This window comes from Chania multitudinisentens RB-25, from assembly GCF_000520015.2.
GTDB classification, from domain to species: Bacteria; Pseudomonadota; Gammaproteobacteria; order Enterobacterales; family Enterobacteriaceae; genus Chania; species Chania multitudinisentens.
In genome coordinates this window covers 552,980-572,764 of record NZ_CP007044.2, presented here as the reverse complement: position 1 = coordinate 572,764, position 19,785 = coordinate 552,980, and the positions used below count along the sequence as shown (strand labels likewise).

4 protein-coding genes are annotated in these 19,785 nt (G+C 58.4%); 2 read left to right on the top strand and 2 right to left on the bottom strand.

Features of this window, described 5'->3' with window-relative positions; all coding sequences use genetic code 11:
• Positions 1-591: 591 nt before the first annotated feature.
• Positions 592-1,050 (bottom strand): VOC family protein, encoded by a 459-nt coding sequence (locus Z042_RS02435; protein WP_045784837.1) that lies wholly within the window; start codon positions 1,048-1,050, stop codon positions 592-594.
• Between the two features lie 506 nt (positions 1,051-1,556).
• On the opposite strand from Z042_RS02435, the gene Z042_RS02430 reads away from it, so the two are divergent.
• Complete coding sequence (locus tag Z042_RS02430; RefSeq protein ID WP_024914149.1) at positions 1,557-3,521, top strand: gamma-glutamyltransferase family protein; 1,965 nt, start codon at positions 1,557-1,559, stop codon at positions 3,519-3,521.
• 118 nt (positions 3,522-3,639) lie between these two features.
• A complete protein-coding gene (locus Z042_RS02425; protein ID WP_037407452.1) occupies positions 3,640-4,182 on the top strand; it encodes an AAA family ATPase in 543 nt (180 codons plus the stop codon).
• Between the two features lie 254 nt (positions 4,183-4,436).
• Here Z042_RS02425 and Z042_RS25835 read toward each other — a convergent pair whose 3' ends face one another.
• Positions 4,437-19,700: an autotransporter-associated beta strand repeat-containing protein gene (locus Z042_RS25835; protein WP_236849212.1), complete on the bottom strand. Its 15,264-nt coding sequence runs from the start codon at positions 19,698-19,700 to the stop codon at positions 4,437-4,439.
• Positions 19,701-19,785 lie beyond the last annotated feature (85 nt).

Here is a 19,785-nt window from a genome sequence, read left to right as displayed (position 1 = left end):
AGCTTTATATCTGTCTCCACCATATTGCCAGTTGCAGATGGCGTGCGGTCAATGGTGAGAATTCAGACAGCAGCGGTTTATTCACCTGCATATCTTACCGTAAAAATTTTTTATTCTTCGGAAGATGGCCTACTTCATTTCTTTAATTCGAATAAATAATTTCATTATGTTGGCTAATGCTTTTTTGCTGATGGCGTGATTAATTTCATCGGTGGAATGATTGGTTCAACTTGTGTCGTGACGAAATTAAACACGAACGTGGCTTTTGGCACCGTTGCTGCCTCGGCTTTTAAAGACGCAGTGGAACTAGCTTGTCATAGGAGATTTTCAATCCAGTGTCCGATGCTGGTAAGTACGTGGGCGATATCGTTGATGTTAAAAAATGCGGCGGCCCATAGCAACGACATCACTCCAATCGCCAAAATAAGTGTATAGTCAAAAAAACGCATTGTTTTCCATATATTACGTTATGTCCTTGCTCCTTGCCGTGGCGAGATACAAATCTGCTTCCAGCCGATTTGAACGGCCTCGAAGAGGCCGAGTAACATAATCACGCATAGGTAACGTGAAGTCTGATGAGTATAGATAGGTTTAAAAAGTTGGAAAGCCGGGTTCATGAGTTTGTGCAATACCCCAGTGGTAACCATTGATATCCACCATCAGCGTAAAACGGTCTCCCCATGGCGCATCGTAAGGTTGTTGCAGAACTGTCGCCCCCAGCGCTTGCGCACGTTTAACGGTGGCATCCACGTTGTTGACGTAAATATACTGATAAGCCGTTCTCTGTTTGGCATCGGTAAACGAAGCTGGAGCCAGAGTACCGCTATTAGCGACGTTTTCTGGCACAAACATGATAGCCAACTCATTGTGGTAGCTCATTTCAACATGAACTGGCACACCTTCCTTAAGATTTTCATGGCGTACCTGGAAACCAAAGACCTCAGTATAGAAATGTTTACTGTCTGCCACATTTTTCACGGTTAAATGTGGGGTAAGCAACCGTGAAGACAGCCAGGGAGAACCGGTTTTCTGTGCGTGGTGAGTTTGCATATCAGCCCTTGTCTGAATACTGAGTGCCAGAATGATTATCGCGATAATGCTGGAGAGTATTTTCATTTTTCTTATCACTCATCTATTTTTTATCTGGATTATTAGGAGGGTTAGGAGTCTTTTATTTTTTTGTTAAAACAGTGTGTGAATATAGCTAAGGAAGAAATGATTTTCTGTGGGAAAGCTCGATAATCGAATGCTTATCACACATTTATTGATGGGCTAATGGCTTATTATTGAGAAATTAAAATTTACTCTGGTGGCCAGCATATTTTCAGGGTTACTGGCGGTGTTATTGATTGAGTAAGCCTGCAACGTGCAGTATGACGGATATATTGTGAGTGCAAATATTTCGGGAGAAATAATAGAGCCTGTTTTGGCATCACTGAATCTGGCTGAATGACAGGTATCCTGTTGAATGTGTGCTATAAAATTTCATCTTGCGCATCCAGAAAATGCTGTTATCGTCAAAATTCATAGCGTTATGACAACAAGGAAAGTCACACATGAAAAAGCAGGTGTATTCGTCGAAACGGTGGGGAACAAGAGTTCTACAGTTTGTTACTGCGCTTACCACGGTAGCATCATTGCAGGTCGCTCTGGCACAAACCCCCTTGCAAAACCCTGTTCAGGGGCAGGTGCCATTGCAGGATCAACAACCGGCTAATGTTGGGTTGCGCCCGGCCATCATGGGCCCTACTGCGGCAGTTTCAACCGGTGATCCGCTGGTTACGGCTGTCGCCACGCGTATTCTTCTACAAGGTGGCAATGCTTTTGATGCGGGCGTCGCTGCGCTGATAGCGGGTGGCGTGCTGGAGCAGGATCTCTATAGCCTGGGTGGTGAAGCGCTGGTGCTGGCGTATCCGGTTTCTGAAGCTAAAGTGACCTCTATCGTCGGGCAGGGCTGGGCACCTCATGCGGTTGACGTTGACTGGTATCTCTCGCGTAACAAAACCTTGCAGGGAGAAGGTCTCGACCCGGCCGTGGTTCCCGGTTCGTTGCACGCGGCGCTGACCGTGCTGGAACGCTGGGGAACGATGAGTTTCGAACAGGTTTCGGCGCCGGCTATTGAATATGCTGAAAACGGCTTCCCGATGAGAGTGAGCACGGCACGTGCTATCGCCGCGCAAGCTAAATTGTTTGAGCGTTGGCCGGGCAACAAGGCCTACTGGTATAAAGCGGATGGTACGCAATATAAAGTGGGTGAGACGATCAAACTGCCCGCAACGGCCAAGACTCTGCGCCGTATGGTTGAGGCCGAACGCGCAGCGAAAGCCGGGGGACGTGAAGCAGCCATCGTTGCCGCACGCGATCGCTTCTATAAAGGGGATATTGCCAAACAGATGGTCGCTTTCCTGCGCCAGAACGACGCCCCTTTTGACGAGAGCGATTTTGCCGAATTCTATGCCCGTATTGAAGAGCCGACCAGCACCAGCTATCACGGCTATACCGTCTATAAGCAGGGTTTTGGCAGCCAAGGCCCGGTGCTTTTGCAAACGCTCAACATCCTCGAACAATTTGACTTGAAAGCGATGGGTTTTGGCAGTGCCGACTATCTGCATACGGTGGTAGAAGCATTGAAATTGGCCTATGCCGATCGCGATACTTACTATGCCGACCCAGAGTTTGTAAAGGTTCCTGCCGAAGGACTGTTGTCCAAAGCGTATGCCAAAGAACGGGCTGCGCTGATCGATCCGAAGCGTGCCTCAACGCGCTATGCCGCTGGCGACCCGTTAAAATATGATAGCCAGGTGAAAGCATGGCCGTATGCGGTCATCAACGTACCTGATACCACTCGCCCAGGCCAGTCCGCTGCGCTGTTGTCTGAGCCGATCATGCTGGCTTCATTGGGCCGTGATTCGGCGGGAATCTCGAAAGATACCACGCACATGGCGATCGTTGACAAAGATGGTAATCTTTTCGATGCCACACCGAGCGGTGGTTGGATACCTGGCGCAGTCATCCTTGGCGACACCGGAATAGCCATGAGCGTGCGTGGCGAACAGTTCTGGCTGGATGAACACCATGCCAACCAAGTGCGCCCGCATGCGCGGCCACGTTATACATTAACGCCGAGCATTATCTTCAAGGATGGTAAACCCTTTATGGCGCTAGGTTCACCGGGAGGGGACAATCAGGAGCAGACGATACTTCAGGCACTTCTAAGCACGACAGATCGCTGGGATGACTGGTATCCAAACCTGAACAAAGCCTTCGAACTGCCACGTGTACAGACCTCGCACCTCTATGGTTCGTTCTGGCCACATGCCGCAGGTTTCAACAAACTGGCCGTTGAAGCCACCGTGCCTGACGCAGTGTATAACGAACTAAAATCACGTGGTCATGATGTCAGCCGTTTACGCACGTTTGGCATGTCGGGTTGCGCTACCTCTGTGCTGATCGATCCGGCTTCAGCCAACCGTTTTGCAGGGGCTGATCCACGGCGTGACTGTTACTCGATCGCCTATTAAAAGCCAGAACCCCGGCAGGCGTGATGTCAGCATCGGCGCGGTTTCATGCGCCTGGTGAGCAGCATCACGCCGATTGTGGCGATTGTTAGCACGGTAACCCCGCATTAAGGGCGCATGGATGTCTCCAATCAATAAAATACACATCATGGGTGCCTCTGGTTCAGGCACTACCTCGATTGCTGCGCGGTTGGGTAACATCACCGGTTATCAGCATATAGATACGGATGATATTTACTGGCAGGACACCACGCCTCCTTTTAGCGTTGCTCGCGAATGCCCGGAAAGACAACGGCGATTACTGAGCGCATTAACGGCAAACAGGCAGTGGGTACTGAGTGGTTCGCTGTGTGGCTGGGGGGATCGGTTTATCCCTTTTTTCGATCTGGTGGTCTATGTGCATGTACAAAACGATATTCGGATAGAGCGTATCAAAAAGAGAGAATGGGCAAGATACGGTGAAGCTATTGCTCCTGGTGGTGAGTATAACGAAAAATTTCAGCACTTTATTACCTGGGCTTCTGCCTATGAGACTTCCACCACCGTCAGCAGGAATGCATTCAAGCATAAGATATGGCTGCAAAGTGTGAAGTGTCCCGTCATTGAAATAACCAATCATGCAGAATGTGACGACGCGGTAAAAGCGATCATGGCTTACCTGTAAACTCTCTGATGTTGTCGTGGAAAAGTCATACCGATTACGCGGTGTACGAAGTTCACCGGATTTATGAAGTGGATGAAAAACCTTGGATAAGACAGCCCGCCTCAGAAGGTTTTGCTGTATTTGCTTGCCCGTCTATTATATGTGCAACAGTGCCTTTTTTGCCTACTGCAAACAGGTTTGTACTGGAGCCTGTTTGCAGCAGCATCCTTTAATCTTCCCCCAAACTTTGATGCATAGTTTGGGGGAAAGATTGCTTAGAACTTCCAGTTAAACGTGGCTAATGCACTTTGATCACGGCTGCTGCCGGAACCAAACTGGCCGCTATATGACACGCCAACTTTTGCATTCGGGGTGACAGCAATTTCAAGCCCGGTCTCAATGATGGCGGCATCTTTAGCGATAGGTACGCTGGCAACCGTAAAGTTATCCCCGCCACTAAAGGATTGCGTCGAGGTTGGTGTTTTCGCACCAAAATTATGCCTCCATCCCAAAGTGCCTTTCAGCTTCACGGGTTTATCGCCAAAGGTCAGGTCAGTCGCTGAACGGACTCCCAAACTGCTGAAGGTGGCATCTGTATTTGAACTGTTGATATTCAGCGCTGCTGCGCCCCCTTGCTCACGCAATCCATTAGTATGGAGATTGAGGTAGGTCAGGTTGGCAAAAGGCTCCAGCTGGGTATTACCTTTCTGTATGGTGTAACCCAACTCGCCAAACGTCTGCACGGTATTGGCGCGGTAATCCCCAGTAACACGATCGGAAAAGCCAGAAAACTGCGGGCTTCGCTCCGTACTGATATCGTGCCAGGTATAGGCTAACGCCGAACGGAATGAGAGTTTATCCCATTGGTTACCACCATAAATGCCTAAGTGATAATTGTTGCTTGACCCAGAGGAATTACGATCCTTGACGTCAAAGTTGGTATGACTGTAGCCGCCGATAACACCAACACGCCAATTATCTTTAAGCAGTTTATCTCCGCCCAACAATATACCGCCGGTATCACGGTTGAGCCTGGCCGCATTTCCGTCACCGCTGGTAGCCCCCCAGGCGCCAAAGGCTTGCCCCCAGCTGACAACATCATCGTCACTGTTGAGTTTCACCGCCTGCTGCTCTGTAGCAACATGGCCGAACGCTCCCCGTAACCGATTATTAGCAGCCTCACGCACAAAGCGGCTATCTTCAATTAACGCAGCTTTTGAAGATGCATACAGCTCACCCGATATTTGGTCAAAAGCGGCACTGGTAACATCAATATCCTGCCCTAACAGCACGATGGCATCATAAACACCACCGCTTCCAAGGCTTTCCGCACCACGCGCCGTTGCTTTCTGGTTGGGGGTTTTTGCCATTGAAACAAAATCGACCTGATTACGCAGTAACGACAGCATAACGTTATTGGCATCATAGCTCAGGGTTGGCGTCACGAAGGCGTAGTCAGAGCTCACACTGTCAAATTGCCCATTGATACCCTGATCGGAGGTGATAATCGTATAGGTGGTGAGTGGCCGATAATTGCCGTTTTCACCTATCTGGACGACTGAGCCACCATTCAGCGTTGTGGTACCTGTCACATGAATAAGGTCGCTTTCCGTGCCGGTTGGATTAACCTCCACCAGATATTGAGAACCCTGTTCAAACGTCAGATTGCCCGCTACATTCAAGGTACCGATAGAGTGCCCAGGCGAGAGCGTACCACCGGAAGCAATAACCGCGTTGCCGACTGTTCCCGAACCACCGAGCTTGGCCCCGTTCAACACTTCCAATGAGCCGCCCAATATCGCCGTGCTGTCAAGCATCAGGCTGCCTGCTTCTATGAAGGTATCACCCAGGTAACCGCTGCTATCACCACTCACCTGTAGGCTATTATTGCCCTCTTTAATGAAGGTACCATTGCCGCTCAAGCTGCCCGCATAGGCGATATCATCGCTGCGATTAACGATCAGAGTGCCGTCATTGTTGATATTGCCAATAATGCTCCCTTGAGTCCCACCATCGCCAATCTGCAATGTTCCCGCAGTGATAAAGGTACCGCCGCTATAGGTGTTGTCACCGGTTAACACCACTGTGCCGCTCCCTATCTGCCACAATGTACCGCTACCGCTGATTTGACCGGCAAAGGTAGCATCATCACTGCGATCGAAGGCCAGTAAGGCATTGTTCAGCACATTACCTGTAATCATGCCTTCAGTACCGCCATTGCCGAGATGTAAAGCACCACTGCTAATGACGGTTCCTCCAGCGTAGTCACTGTTTCCGCTCAGTGTAAGAACACCGCTGCCAACCTGCTGCAAAGTACCGCTTCCAGTGATCTCACCGGCAAAGTTCAGCGCATCGCTCCGATCAAAGGTCAGTAAACTATTGTTTACCACGTTCCCTTCAATACTGCCCTGAGTCCCACCATTCCCTACCTGCAACGTACCATCATTAATGGTCGTTACGCCGGTATAGGTATTATCAGCACTTAAAATCAGCGTGCCGGAACCATTTTTAGTTAAATCCCTACCGTTCCAGCCTGTGGCAGAAGAGCCTTGATCACTCAACCCTAGATCAAGGTTAAAGGTTTCTTCAGTTAAGGTGAAAGTACCATCGCCTAAAGTATTTCCTGCCTGCCAGGTCAGAGCATAGCCCACTTGGTAAAGCAGGTCGTCACTGCTCTTGCCCGCCGCCAAGGTCAGATAATCGACTTCGCTGGTTGAACCGCCGAAATCAACAAAGCTGAAATCTCCACTGAGTCCGGTAGTCGTTTGTATCACGGTATACAGCGTGGAAGTCAGGCCACTTGCGGTTGCTGGGCGGATCGCCGAATAACCTGCCAGTTGCAATTCCCCGGCCAACAGTGCGCTACTCGCGCTGATCGCCGGCGATATCAGGTTGATCCCCACTTGTAAAATCGAATCACTTGCTTGGGTTAGAACACCGCTCAGAATCAGCTGTGCATCGGGGTTAATGGTTGAAGTGGCCCCGCTGGCGGTGGTGTAATCCCCCGCGTTAAAGACCACGCCTTGTGCCAAGGTCAAACGTCCAGCCTCTACATCGACGCTGCCCTGGCTGCTGCCGCTGACGGTCAGGGTGGCATTGCCGCTGCCGCTCTTGGTCAGGGTGCCGCTGCCGCTCAGCCCGTTGTCTAGCGTACCGTCACCGGCAAAGGCCAGCTCCAGGTCTGCATCATTGGTCACCGTGCCGCTGCCCAGCGCATTGCCCTGGGTGACCACCAGGCTCCCGTCGCTGACGGTGGTGCCGCCGCTGTAGCTGTTATCCCCCGTGAGCGTCAGGGCGCCGCTGCCGGTTTTCACCAGCTCACCGCTGCCGCTCATTATTCCGCTGAAGGTGCTGCTGCCGCTGTTGCTGGCGGTCAGGGTGGCGCTGCCGAGCGTGACGCTCCCGGCCCCGCCCAGTTGCTGGACGGTCTGATCCAGGTCATTCAGCGCCAGGGTCGTGCCGCTGCCCAGGGTGACCGCACTGCTGGCGGCCAGGGCATCGGTAACTCCCAGGCTCAGGGTGCCTCCGCTGACGGTGGTGGTGCCGGTGTAGCCATTCTGCGCCGACAGTATCAGCGTGCCCGCGCCGGCCTTGGTCAGGTCGCGCCCGTTCCACCCGGTCAGCGAGGCGCTTTCATCGTTCAGGGCCATGTCCAGGTTAAAGCTGTCGCTGAGGCTTGCCAGGGTAAAGGTGCCGTCGCCCAGGGTGCTGCCCGCCTGCCAGGTCAGGCCATAGCCCACCTGATAGCGCAGGGTGTCGCTGCTCTTGCCGGCGGCCAGGGTCAGGTAATCGAGCGGGCTGCCCGCTGAGCCCAGGCTGACGCTGTCGAAGTCGCCGCTGATCCCGGTACTGGTTTGCAGGACGGTATACAGCGTTGAGGTCAGGTCACTGGCGTTGGTCGAGAGGGTGCCGGAGTACCCGCTCAGTTGCAGTGCCCCGCTCAGCGTTGCGCTGAGGGCGGTAATGGCCGGGTCGTTATTGCCAATCCCGAGTTGCAGTACCGCGCCGCTGGCCTGGGTCAGTGCCCCGCTCAGCACCAGCTGCGCATCCGGAGCGATTGCCGTGGTGGCTCCGCTGGCGGTGGTGTAATCCCCGGCAGTGAAGGCGCCGCTCTGCGCCAGGGTCAGGGTGCCTGCGTCCACCTCGACGCTGCCCTGGCTGCTGCCGCTGGCGGTCAGGGTGGCATTGCCGCTGCCGCTCTTGGTCAGGGTGCCGCTGCCGCTCAGGCCGTTGTCCAGCGTGCCGTCACCGGCAAAGGCCAGCTCCAGGTCTGCATTATTGGTGACCGTGCCGCTGCCCAGCGCATTGCCCTGGGTCACCACCAGGCTTCCGTCGCTGACGGTGGTGCCGCCGCTGTAGCTGTTATCCCCCGTGAGCGTCAGGGCGCCGCTGCCGGTTTTCACCAGCTCACCGCTGCCGCTGATGCCCCCGCTGAAGGTGCTGCTGCCGCTGTTGCTGGCGGTCAGGGTGGCGCTGCCGAGCGTGACATTCCCGGCCCCGCCCAGTTGCTGGACGGTCTGATCCAGGTCATTCAGCGCCAGGGTCGTGCCGCTGCCCAGGGTGACCGCACTGCTGGCGGCCAGGGCGTCGGTAATCCCCAGGCTCAGGGTGCCTCCGCTGACGGTGGTGGTGCCGGTGTAGCCATTCTGCGCCGACAGTATCAGCGTGCCCGCGCCGGCCTTGGTCAGGTCGCGTCCGTTCCACCCGGTCAGCGAGGCACTCTCGTCGTTCAGGGCCATGTCCAGGTTAAAGCTGTCGCTGAGGCTTGCCAGAGTAAAGGTGCCGTCGCCCAGGGTGCTGCCCGCCTGCCAGGTCAGGCCATAGCCCACCTGATAGCGCAGGGTGTCGCTGCTCTTGCCGGCGGCCAGGGTCAGGTAATCGAGCGGGCTGCCCGCTGAGCCCAGGCTGACGCTGTCGAAGTCGCCGCTGATCCCGGTGCTGGTTTGCAGGACGGTATACAGCGTTGAGGTCAGGTCACTGGCGCTGGTCGGAATGGTGACGGAGTACCCGCTCAGTTGCAGTGCCCCGCTCAGCGTTGCGCTGAGGGCGGTAATGGCCGGGTCGTTATTGCCAATCCCGAGTTGCAGTACCGCGCCGCTGGCCTGGGTCAGTGCCCCGCTCAGCACCAGCTGGGCATCCGGAGCGATTGCCGTGGTGGCTCCGCTGGCGGTGGTGTAATCCCCGGCAGTGAAGGCGCCGCTCTGCGCCAGGGTCAGGGTGCCTGCGTCCACCTCGACGCTGCCCTGGCTGCTGCCGCTGGCGGTCAGGGTGGCATTGCCGCTGCCGCTCTTGGTCAGGGTGCCGCTGCCGCTCAGGCCGTTGTCTAGCGTACTGTCACCGACAAAGGCCAGCTCCAGGTCTGCATTATTGGTGACCGTGCCGCTGCCCAGCGCATTGCCCTGGGTGACCACCAGGCTCCCGTCGCTGACGGTGGTGCTGCCGCTGTAGCTGTTATCCCCCGTGAGCGTCAGGGCGCCGCTGCCGGTTTTCACCAGCTCCCCGCTGCCGCTGATGCCCCCGCTGAAGGTGCTGCTGCCGCTGTTGCTGGCGGTCAGGGTGGCGCTGCCGAGCGTGACGCTCCCGGCCCCGCCCAGTTGCTGCACGGTCTGATCCAGGTCATTCAGCGCCAGGGTCGTGCCGCTGCCCAGGGTGACCGCACTGCTGGCGGCCAGGGCATCGGTAACTCCCAGACTCAGGGTGCCTCCGCTGACGGTGGTGGTGCCGGTGTAGCCATTCTGCGCCGACAGTATCAGCGTGCCCGCGCCGGCCTTGGTCAGGTCGCGCCCGTTCCACCCGGTCAGCGAGGCGCTTTCATCGTTCAGGGCCATGTCCAGGTTAAAGCTGTCGCTGAGGCTTGCCAGGGTAAAGGTGCCGTCGCCCAGGGTGCTGCCCGCCTGCCAGGTCAGGCCATAGCCCACCTGATAGCGCAGGGTGTCGCTGCTTTTGCCGGCGGCCAGGGTCAGGTAATCGAGCGGGCTGCCCGCTGAGCCCAGGCTGACGCTGTCAAAATCGCCGCTGATCCCGGTGCTGGTTTGCAGGACGGTATACAGCGTTGAGGTCAGGTCACTGGCGCTGGTCGGAGTGGTGACGGAGTACCCGCTCAGTTGCAGTGCCCCGCTCAGCGTTGCGCTGAGGGCGGTAATGGCCGGGTCGTTATTGCCAATCCCGAGTTGCAGTACCGCGCCGCTGGCCTGGGTCAGTGCCCCGCTCAGCACCAGCTGCGCATCCGAAGCGATTGCCGTGGTGGCTCCGCTGGCGGTGGTGTAATCCCCGGCAGTGAAGGCGCCGCTCTGCGCCAGGGTCAGGGTGCCTGCGTCCACCTCGACGCTGCCCTGGCTGCTGCCGCTGGCGGTCAGGGTGGCATTGCCGCTGCCGCTCTTGGTCAGGGTGCCGCTGCCGCTCAGGCCGTTGTCCAGCGTGCCGTCACCGGCAAAGGCCAGCTCCAGGTCTGCATCATTGGTCACCGTGCCGCTGCCCAGCGCATTGCCCTGGGTGACCACCAGGCTTCCGTCGCTGACGGTGGTGCCGCCGCTGTAGCTGTTATCCCCCGTGAGCGTCAGGGCGCCGCTGCCGGTTTTCACCAGCTCCCCGCTGCCGCTGATGTCCCCGCTGAAGGTGCTGCTGCCGCTGTTGCTGGCGGTCAGGGTGGCGCTGCCGAGCGTGACATTCCCGGCCCCGCCCAGTTGCTGCACGGTCTGATCCAGGTCATTCAGCGCCAGGGTCGTGCCGCTGCCCAGGGTGACCGCACTGCTGGCGGCCAGGGCATCGGTAACTCCCAGACTCAGGGTGCCTCCGCTGACGGTGGTGGTGCCGGTGTAGCCATTCTGCGCCGACAGTATCAGCGTGCCCGCGCCGGCCTTGGTCAGGTCGCGCCCGTTCCACCCGGTCAGCGAGGCGCTTTCATCGTTCAGGGCCATGTCCAGGTTAAAGCTGTCGCTGAGGCTTGCCAGGGTAAAGGTGCCGTCGCCCAGGGTGCTGCCCGCCTGCCAGGTCAGGCCATAGCCCACCTGATAGCGCAGGGTGTCGCTGCTTTTGCCGGCGGCCAGGGTCAGGTAATCGAGCGGGCTGCCCGCTGAGCCCAGGCTGACGCTGTCAAAATCGCCGCTGATCCCGGTGCTGGTTTGCAGGACGGTATACAGCGTTGAGGTCAGGTCACTGGCGCTGGTCGGAGTGGTGACGGAGTACCCGCTCAGTTGCAGTGCCCCGCTCAGCGTTGCGCTGAGGGCGGTAATGGCCGGGTCGTTATTGCCAATCCCGAGTTGCAGTACCGCGCCGCTGGCCTGGGTCAGTGCCCCGCTCAGCACCAGCTGCGCATCCGAAGCGATTGCCGTGGTGGCTCCGCTGGCGGTGGTGTAATCCCCGGCAGTGAAGGCGCCGCTCTGCGCCAGGGTCAGGGTGCCCGCGTCCACCTCGACGCTGCCCTGGCTGCTGCCGCTGGCGGTCAGGGTGGCATTGCCGCTGCCGCTCTTGGTCAGGGTGCCGCTGCCGCTCAGCCCGTTGTCCAGCGTGCCGTCACCGGCAAAGGCCAGCTCCAGGTCTGCATCATTGGTGACCGTGCCGCTGCCCAGCGCATTGCCCTGGGTGACCACCAGGCTCCCGTCGCTGACGGTGGTGCCGCCGCTGTAGCTGTTATCCCCCGTGAGCGTCAGGGCGCCGCTGCCGGTTTTCACCAGCTCACCGCTGCCGCTCATTATTCCGCTGAAGGTGCTGCTGCCGCTGTTGCTGGCGGTCAGGGTGGCGTTGCCGAGCGTGACGCTCCCGGCCCCGCCCAGTTGCTGCACGGTCTGATCCAGGTCATTCAGCGCCAGGGTCGTGCCGCTGCCCAGGGTGACCGCACTGCTGGCGGCCAGGGCATCGGTAACTCCCAGGCTCAGGGTGCCTCCGCTGACGGTGGTGGTGCCGGTGTAGCCATTCTGCGCCGACAGTATCAGCGTGCCCGCGCCGGCCTTGGTCAGGTCGCGTCCGTTCCACCCGGTCAGCGAGGCACTCTCGTCGTTCAGGGCCATGTCCAGGTTAAAGCTGTCGCTGAGGCTTGCCAGGGTAAAGGTGCCGTCGCCCAGGGTGCTGCCCGCCTGCCAGGTCAGGCCGTAGCCCACCTGATAGCGCAGGGTGTCGCTGCTCGTGCCGGCGGCCAGGGTCAGGTAATCGAGCGGGCTGCCCGCTGAGCCCAGGCTGACGCTGTCAAAATCGCCGCTGATCCCGGTGCTGGTTTGCAGAACGGTATACAGCGTTGAGGTCAGGTCACTGGCGCTGGTCGGAGTGGTGACGGAGTACCCGCTCAGTTGCAGTGCCCCGCTCAGCGTTGCGCTGAGGGCGGTAATGGCCGGGTCGTTATTGCCAATCCCGAGTTGCAGTACCGCGCCGCTGGCCTGGGTCAGTGCCCCGCTCAGCACCAGCTGCGCATCCGAAGCGATTGCCGTGGTGGCTCCGCTGGCGGTGGTGTAATCCCCGGCAGTGAAGGCGCCGCTCTGCGCCAGGGTCAGGGTGCCTGCGTCCACCTCGACGCTGCCCTGGCTGCTGCCGCTGGCGGTCAGGGTGGCATTGCCGCTGCCGCTCTTGGTCAGGGTGCCGCTGCCGCTCAGCCCGTTGTCCAGCGTACCGTCACCGGCAAAGGCCAGCTCCAGGTCTGCATCATTGGTCACCGTGCCGCTGCCCAGCGCATTGCCCTGGGTGACCACCAGGCTCCCGTCGCTGACGGTGGTGCCGCCGCTGTAGCTGTTATCCCCCGTGAGCGTCAGGGCGCCGCTGCCGGTTTTCACCAGCTCCCCGCTGCCGCTGATGCCCCCGCTGAAGGTGCTGCTGCCGCTGTTGCTGGCGGTCAGGGTGGCGCTGCCGAGCGTGACATTCCCGGCCCCGCCCAGTTGCTGCACGGTCTGATCCAGGTCATTCAGCGCCAGGGTCGTGCCGCTGCCCAGGGTGACCGCACTGCTGGCGGCCAGGGCATCGGTAATCCCCAGGCTCAGGGTGCCTCCGTCGACGGTGGTGGTGCCGGTGTAGCCATTCTGCGCCGACAGTATCAGCGTGCCCGCGCCGGCCTTGGTCAGGTCGCGCCCGTTCCACCCGGTCAGCGAGGCGCTTTCATCGTTCAGGGCCATGTCCAGGTTAAAGCTGTCGCTGAGGCTTGCCAGGGTAAAGGTACCGTCGCCCAGGGTGCTGCCCGCCTGCCAGGTCAGGCCGTAGCCCACCTGATAGCGCAGGGTGTCGCTGCTCGTGCCGGCGGCCAGGGTCAGGTAATCAGGCGGACTGCCCGCCACACCGAGGTCAACGCTGTCAAAATCGCCGCTGATCCCGGTGCTGGTTTGCAGGACGGTATACAGCGTTGAGGCCAGGTCACTGGCGCTGGTCGGAATGGTGACGGAGTACCCGCTCAGTTGCAGTGCCCCGCCCAGCGTTGCGCTGAGGGCGGTAATGGCCGGGTCGTTATTGCCAATCCCGAGTTGCAGTACCGCGCCGCTGGCCTGGGTCAGTGCCCCGCTCAGCACCAGCTGCGCATCCGAAGCGATTGCCGTGGTGGCTCCGCTGGCGGTGGTGTAATCCCCGGCAGTGAAGGCGCCGCTCTGCGCCAGGGTCAGGGTGCCTGCGTCCACCTCGACGCTGCCCTGGCTGCTGCCGCTGGCGGTCAGGGTGGCATTGCCGCTGCCGCTCTTGGTCAGGGTGCCGCTGCCGCTCAGGCCGTTGTCCAGCGTGCCGTCACCGGCAAAGGCCAGCTCCAGGTCTGCATCATTGGTGACCGTGCCGCTGCCCAGCGCATTGCCCTGGGTGACCACCAGGCTCCCGTCGCTGACGGTGGTGCCGCCGCTGTAGCTGTTATCCCCCGTGAGCGTCAGGGCGCCGCTGCCGGTTTTCACCAGCTCACCGCTGCCGCTCATTATTCCGCTGAAGGTGCTGCTGCCGCTGTTGCTGGCGGTCAGGGTGGCGTTGCCGAGCGTGACGCTCCCGGCCCCGCCCAGTTGCTGCACGGTCTGATCCAGGTCATTCAGCGCCAGGGTCGTGCCGCTGCCCAGGGTGACCGCACTGCTGGCGGCCAGGGCATCGGTAACTCCCAGGCTCAGGGTGCCTCCGCTGACGGTGGTGGTGCCGGTGTAGCCATTCTGCGCCGACAGTATCAGCGTGCCCGCGCCGGCCTTGGTCAGGTCGCGTCCGTTCCACCCGGTCAGCGAGGCACTCTCATCGTTCAGGGCCATGTCCAGGTTAAAGCTGTCGCTGAGGCTTGCCAGGGTAAAGGTGCCGTCGCCCAGGGTGCTGCCCGCCTGCCAGGTCAGGCCGTAGCCCACCTGATAGCGCAGGGTGTCGCTGCTCGTGCCGGCGGCCAGGGTCAGGTAATCAGGCGGGCTGCCCGCCACACCCAGGTCGACACTGTCAAAATCGCCGCTGATCCCGGTGCTGGTTTGCAGAACGGTATACAGCGTTGAGGCCAGGTCACTGGCGTTGGTCGAGAGGGTGCCGGAGTACCCGCTCAGTTGCAGTGCCCCGCCCAGCGTTGCGCTGAGGGCGGTAATGGCCGGGTCGTTATTGCCAATCCCGAGTTGCAGTACCGCGCCGCTGGCCTGGGTCAGTGCCCCGCTCAGCACCAGCTGCGCATCCGAAGCGATTGCCGTGGTGGCTCCGCTGGCGGTGGTGTAATCCCCGGCAGTGAAGGCGCCGCTCTGCGCCAGGGTCAGGGTGCCTGCGTCCACCTCGACGCTGCCCTGGCTGCTGCCGCTGGCGGTCAGGGTGGCATTGCCGCTGCCGCTCTTGGTCAGGGTGCCGCTGCCGCTCAGGCCGTTGTCCAGCGTGCCGTCACCGGCAAAGGCCAGCTCCAGGTCTGCATCATTGGTGACCGTGCCGCTGCCCAGCGCATTGCCCTGGGTGACCACCAGGCTTCCGTCGCTGACGGTGGTGCCGCCGCTGTAGCTGTTATCCCCCGTGAGCGTCAGGGCGCCGCTGCCGGTTTTCACCAGCTCCCCGCTGCCGCTGATGCCCCCGCTGAAGGTGCTGCTGCCGCTGTTGCTGGCGGTCAGGGTGGCGCTGCCGAGCGTGACGCTCCCGGCCCCGCCCAGTTGCTGGACGGTCTGATCCAGGTCATTCAGCGCCAGGGTCGTGCCGCTGCCCAGGGTGACCGCACTGCTGGCGGCCAGGGCATCGGCAATCCCCAGGCTCAGGGTGCCTCCGTCGACGGTGGTGGTGCCGGTGTAGCCGTTATTACCCGATAAGGTCAACGTGCCACTGCCGGTTTTCACCAGATTGCCGCTGCCGCTAATTTCCCCACTGAAGGTGCTGCTACCGCTGTTGCTGGCGGTCAGGGTGGCACTTCCCAACGTGACATTCCCGGCCCCGCCCAGTTGCTGCACGGTCTGATCGAGATCGTTCAGCGCCAGGGTGGAACCACTGTCCAACGTGAGTGCACTGCTGGCGGCCAAGGCGTCGGTAACTCCCAGGCTCAGCGTGCCTTCGTTCACGGTGGTGGTGCCGGTATAGCTGTTACTACCCGACAACGTTAATGTGCCACTGCCGATTTTCACCAGGTCGCCGCTGCCACTCATTATTCCACTGAAGGTGCTGCTGCCGCTGTTGCTGGCGGTCAGGGTGGCGCTGCCGAGCGTGACATTCCCGGCCCCGCCCAGTTGCTGCACGGTTTGATCCAGGTCATTCAGTGCCAGGGTAGTACCGCTGCCCAGGGTGACCGCACTGCTGGCGGCCAGAGCATCGGCAACCCCCAAACTCAGGATGCCCCCGCTGACGGTGGTGGTGCCGGTGTAGCCGTTGCTACCCGATAAGGTCAACGTGCCGTTGCCGGTTTTCACCAGATTACCACTGCCGCTGATCCCCCCGCTGAAGGTGCTGTTGCCGCTGTTGCTGGCGGTCAGGGTGGCGCTGCCGAGCGTGACATTCCCAGCTCCGCCCAGTTGTTGCACGATCTGAGACAGACCATTCAGCGCCAGGGTGGTACCACTGTCCAACATGAGCGCACTGCTGGCGGCCAGGGCATCGGCAATCCCCAGGCTCAGCGTGCCTTCGCTCACGGTGGTGGTGCCGGTATAACTGTTGTTACCCGACAACGTTAATGTGCCACTGCCGATTTTCACCAGATCGCCGCTGCCGCTGATCCCCCCGCTGAAGGTGCTGCTGCCGCTGTTGCTGGCGGTCAGGGTGGCACTGCCTAACGTGACATTCCCGGCCCCGCCCAGTTGCTGCACGATCTGAGCCAGACCATTCAGTGCCAGGGTAGTACCGCTACCCAGGGTGACCGCACTGCTGGCCGCCAACGCGTCGGCAATCCCCAGGCTCAGGGTGCCTCCGTCAACGGTGGTGGTACCGGTGTAGCCGTTATTACCCGATAAGGTCAACGTGCCGCTGCCAGTTTTCACCAGATTGCCGCTGCCGCTAATTTCCCCACTGAAGGTGCTGCTGCCGCTGTTGCTGGCGGTCAGGGTGGCACTTCCCAACGTGACATTCCCGGCCCCGCCCAGTTGCTGCACGGTCTGATCGAGATCGTTCAGCGCCAGGGTGGTACCACTGTCCAACGTGAGCGCACTGCTGGCGGCCAAGGCGTCGGTAATCCCCAGGCTCAGCGTGCCCCCGCTCACGGTAGTCGTTCCGGTGTAACCGTTCTGCGCCGAGAGCGTCAGGGTGCCCGCGCCGGCCTTGGTCAGATCATGCCCGTTCCACCCGGTGAGGGAGGCTGCTTCATCATTCAGGGCTACATCCAGATTAAAGCTGTCACCAGGCCCTGTCAGGGTAAAGGTACCGTCGCCCAACGTGCTGCCTGCCTGCCAGGTCAGGCCATACCCCACCTGATATCGCAGGTTATCGATGCTTTTGTTGGCCGAGATGGTCAAATAATCGACGCTGCTGGCAGCACCGCTGATATTTTTACTGCTAAAGTCACCGCTGATGCCGCTGGTAGTTTCCAAGATACTGTATAGGGTAGAAAAAGCGGCACTGGCTGAATTGGGTTCTGGGGCGCTAAAACCAATGATGGATAACACGCCATTCAAGGCCGCGCTGGTTGCCGTGATCAACGGCGGATTGTTGCTGATATCGACAAACAGACTGGAACCCGCACTTTGCGTAAAGGCACCATTAACGTTCAGTTGTGCAGTGTTGCCTATGGTGGTATTCGCCCCCGTGGCGGTAGTATAACTGCCGCTGTTAAAGACGCCATTTTGTGCGAAGGTCAGTGTTCCCTGATTAACGCTGACAGCCCCTTGGCTGGAACCACTGCTGGTTAGCGTTGCGTTACCGGTACCACTTTTGACGAATGCGCCTGCGCCACTCAACGTATTGCTCAGCGTTTTATCGCTGTCAAATGCCAATTCCATGGTTGCACTGTTAGCCACTGCCCCTGTTCCCAACGCACTGCCTTCTGTAGCAATAATCCTTCCAGCATTGATGCTGGTTCCCCCGCTATAGCTACTGTTTCCAGAGAGGGTTATTGCCCCTGTGCCATTTTTTACCAGGTTACCGCTACCAGTGATTACGCCACTAAAGATGGTGGAAAGCGCATTATTTTCCGTTAAGGTTGCTGTACCCAGGCTGATATTGCCCGACCCAAATAACAGATTCACCACTTGATTAAAATTATTCAGCGCCAAAGTAGCACCACTACTGATTGTAACGGCGCTACTGCTGGCAAAGGCATTGGCAACACTGGTTAAAAGAGTCCCATCATTGATGATAGTAGTGCCGGTGTAGGTATTCGCATTCTGTAGGTTCAGCGTCCCACTACCGGTTTTGCTCACGAGCCCTGCCCCGACCAAGTTGGCTGCAATATTAAGCTGGTCAGTGCCTGTAATATTCACATTAGTTGAACCCGCCAGGGTGATATTGGAAGGTGCCAAGAGTGTCCCCGACCCAGACAACCCACCGCTATTCTGGATGGTAAATGTGTTGGCATTGACGGTAAAATCACCGCCGTTGACGGCAACGCTACCGCCTGACTGAATGGTTACCGTTTGCGCATTCAGTTGAGCACCGTGACCACCCCGCACGGTTCCAGTTGTGTTAGCGATGAAGGTCCCTGTGCCAGCCACCCCATATTTAACAGCATCATCCAGAGTGAAATATCCCCCGGAAACGACCGTATTGGCGCGAATATTTGAGTCATAATTACTGGTCGCCCCGTTATCGCCATAGAAAATCACTTCGCCGTCGCCCGTTTTTGTCACGGTCACCGTTGAACCGGCAATAGAAGCGATAGGGTCGTAAAACAGTATTTTGTTACCGCTGGTCGCATTGAAGTTCAGATTACCTGAGCTGCCGAGATAAATGGCATTCGGGATGCCGCTACCGAGAATGGGCCGATATGCGTTGGTTGAGCCATCGAAACTCGCTCCCTGGTAGTTCCCCTCGAAACGAATATCGTCGGTGGTCGCATTCAGGTTAATGGTGCCCGATTGCAGATAAATAGCGCCCCCGAAGTTCTTGGCATAGTTGCCAAGGAATTGGGCACCGGAAGATAAATCAATCAGCGCTGCGGAAGAATCATAATAAATGGCCCCGCCATTCGCCACCCCGGCAGCATTGGTGGTGTAGACGTAGTTCCCTTCAAACAGAACCGGCGCGTTAAAAATGTATCGGTAAAGGAGGGCTGCCCCATTGCCATAAGCACTAATGGCCCCACCAAGAGCGTTTCTATTGGCGGCAAGAGCACCAGTGCTGACCACATAGTTGTTCAGGAAAGACGTCGCAGAATTGAAAATAACCGATGTTCCTGCCGCCCCAGGGCTAACATAGCCAATATTGATTGCGCCACCACGCGGGTGCTGATCGTTGATATGGGTGGGGCTATCTCCGCTGTTAGCGGCCTGATAATAGATATAGTTACCGTCAAAAGTTGTTGGGCCATTGAAAGAGATCGTGGATGGCCCACCCCAAATATCTAGCGCCCCGCCAAAAACCGTAGCGTGGTTATTCCTAAACAGTGTCGTACCGTTAAAATTGGCCGCGTTAGTCACGCTATAGACACTCATTGCCCCACCATAGTTACCGGTCCAGTTATTATCGAACGTAACGGAACCGTTGAAGTTGAGCGTCCCATAGTTCAGGGCAACGGCCCCTGCCGCGTCGTATGTGCTGCGGTTATTGGCAAAGGTGACGCCGTTCACCCCTCCATCAACCGTCACATTGGCACTCGCGGAGTTTACATAGAGAATGTTGGCACCAGCGCCAGTAGCCCCCGTGTTTGTACCGCCAAAACCGGTAAACGTCGTACCATCCAGCGTCAGTAATGAATTAACGTTGTAGGCGTAGTTAAACAGGTTTGCACGCGCGTTAGTGGTCGAAACAGGTGTGGTAAAAGTGGTGTTATTCAACGTCAGGTTGGTGTTGTTTTGACTGATGGTATCGAATAAACGGTTAGCTAACCCGACCGTGACCGTATTACCCGCCCCATCGATGAAGATAGTTGAACGCGCTGCGCTGTTGATAGGTAAAACAGTATTCCAGACTGCGTTACCGCTCAGCAACAGTTCATAGTTTCCTCCATTAAGGTAAGTATAAATGTCACTGCCTGCGGGAACGACAGTTGGCGCCGCAATCGCTGCCCCTCCTCCTATCATTTGGCTCACCAACAGGGCGAGGAATGTTTTTGAGGTTGATAGTTTAGCCACATAGTTGGATAGGATGGTGCCAGAATGGGTTCTA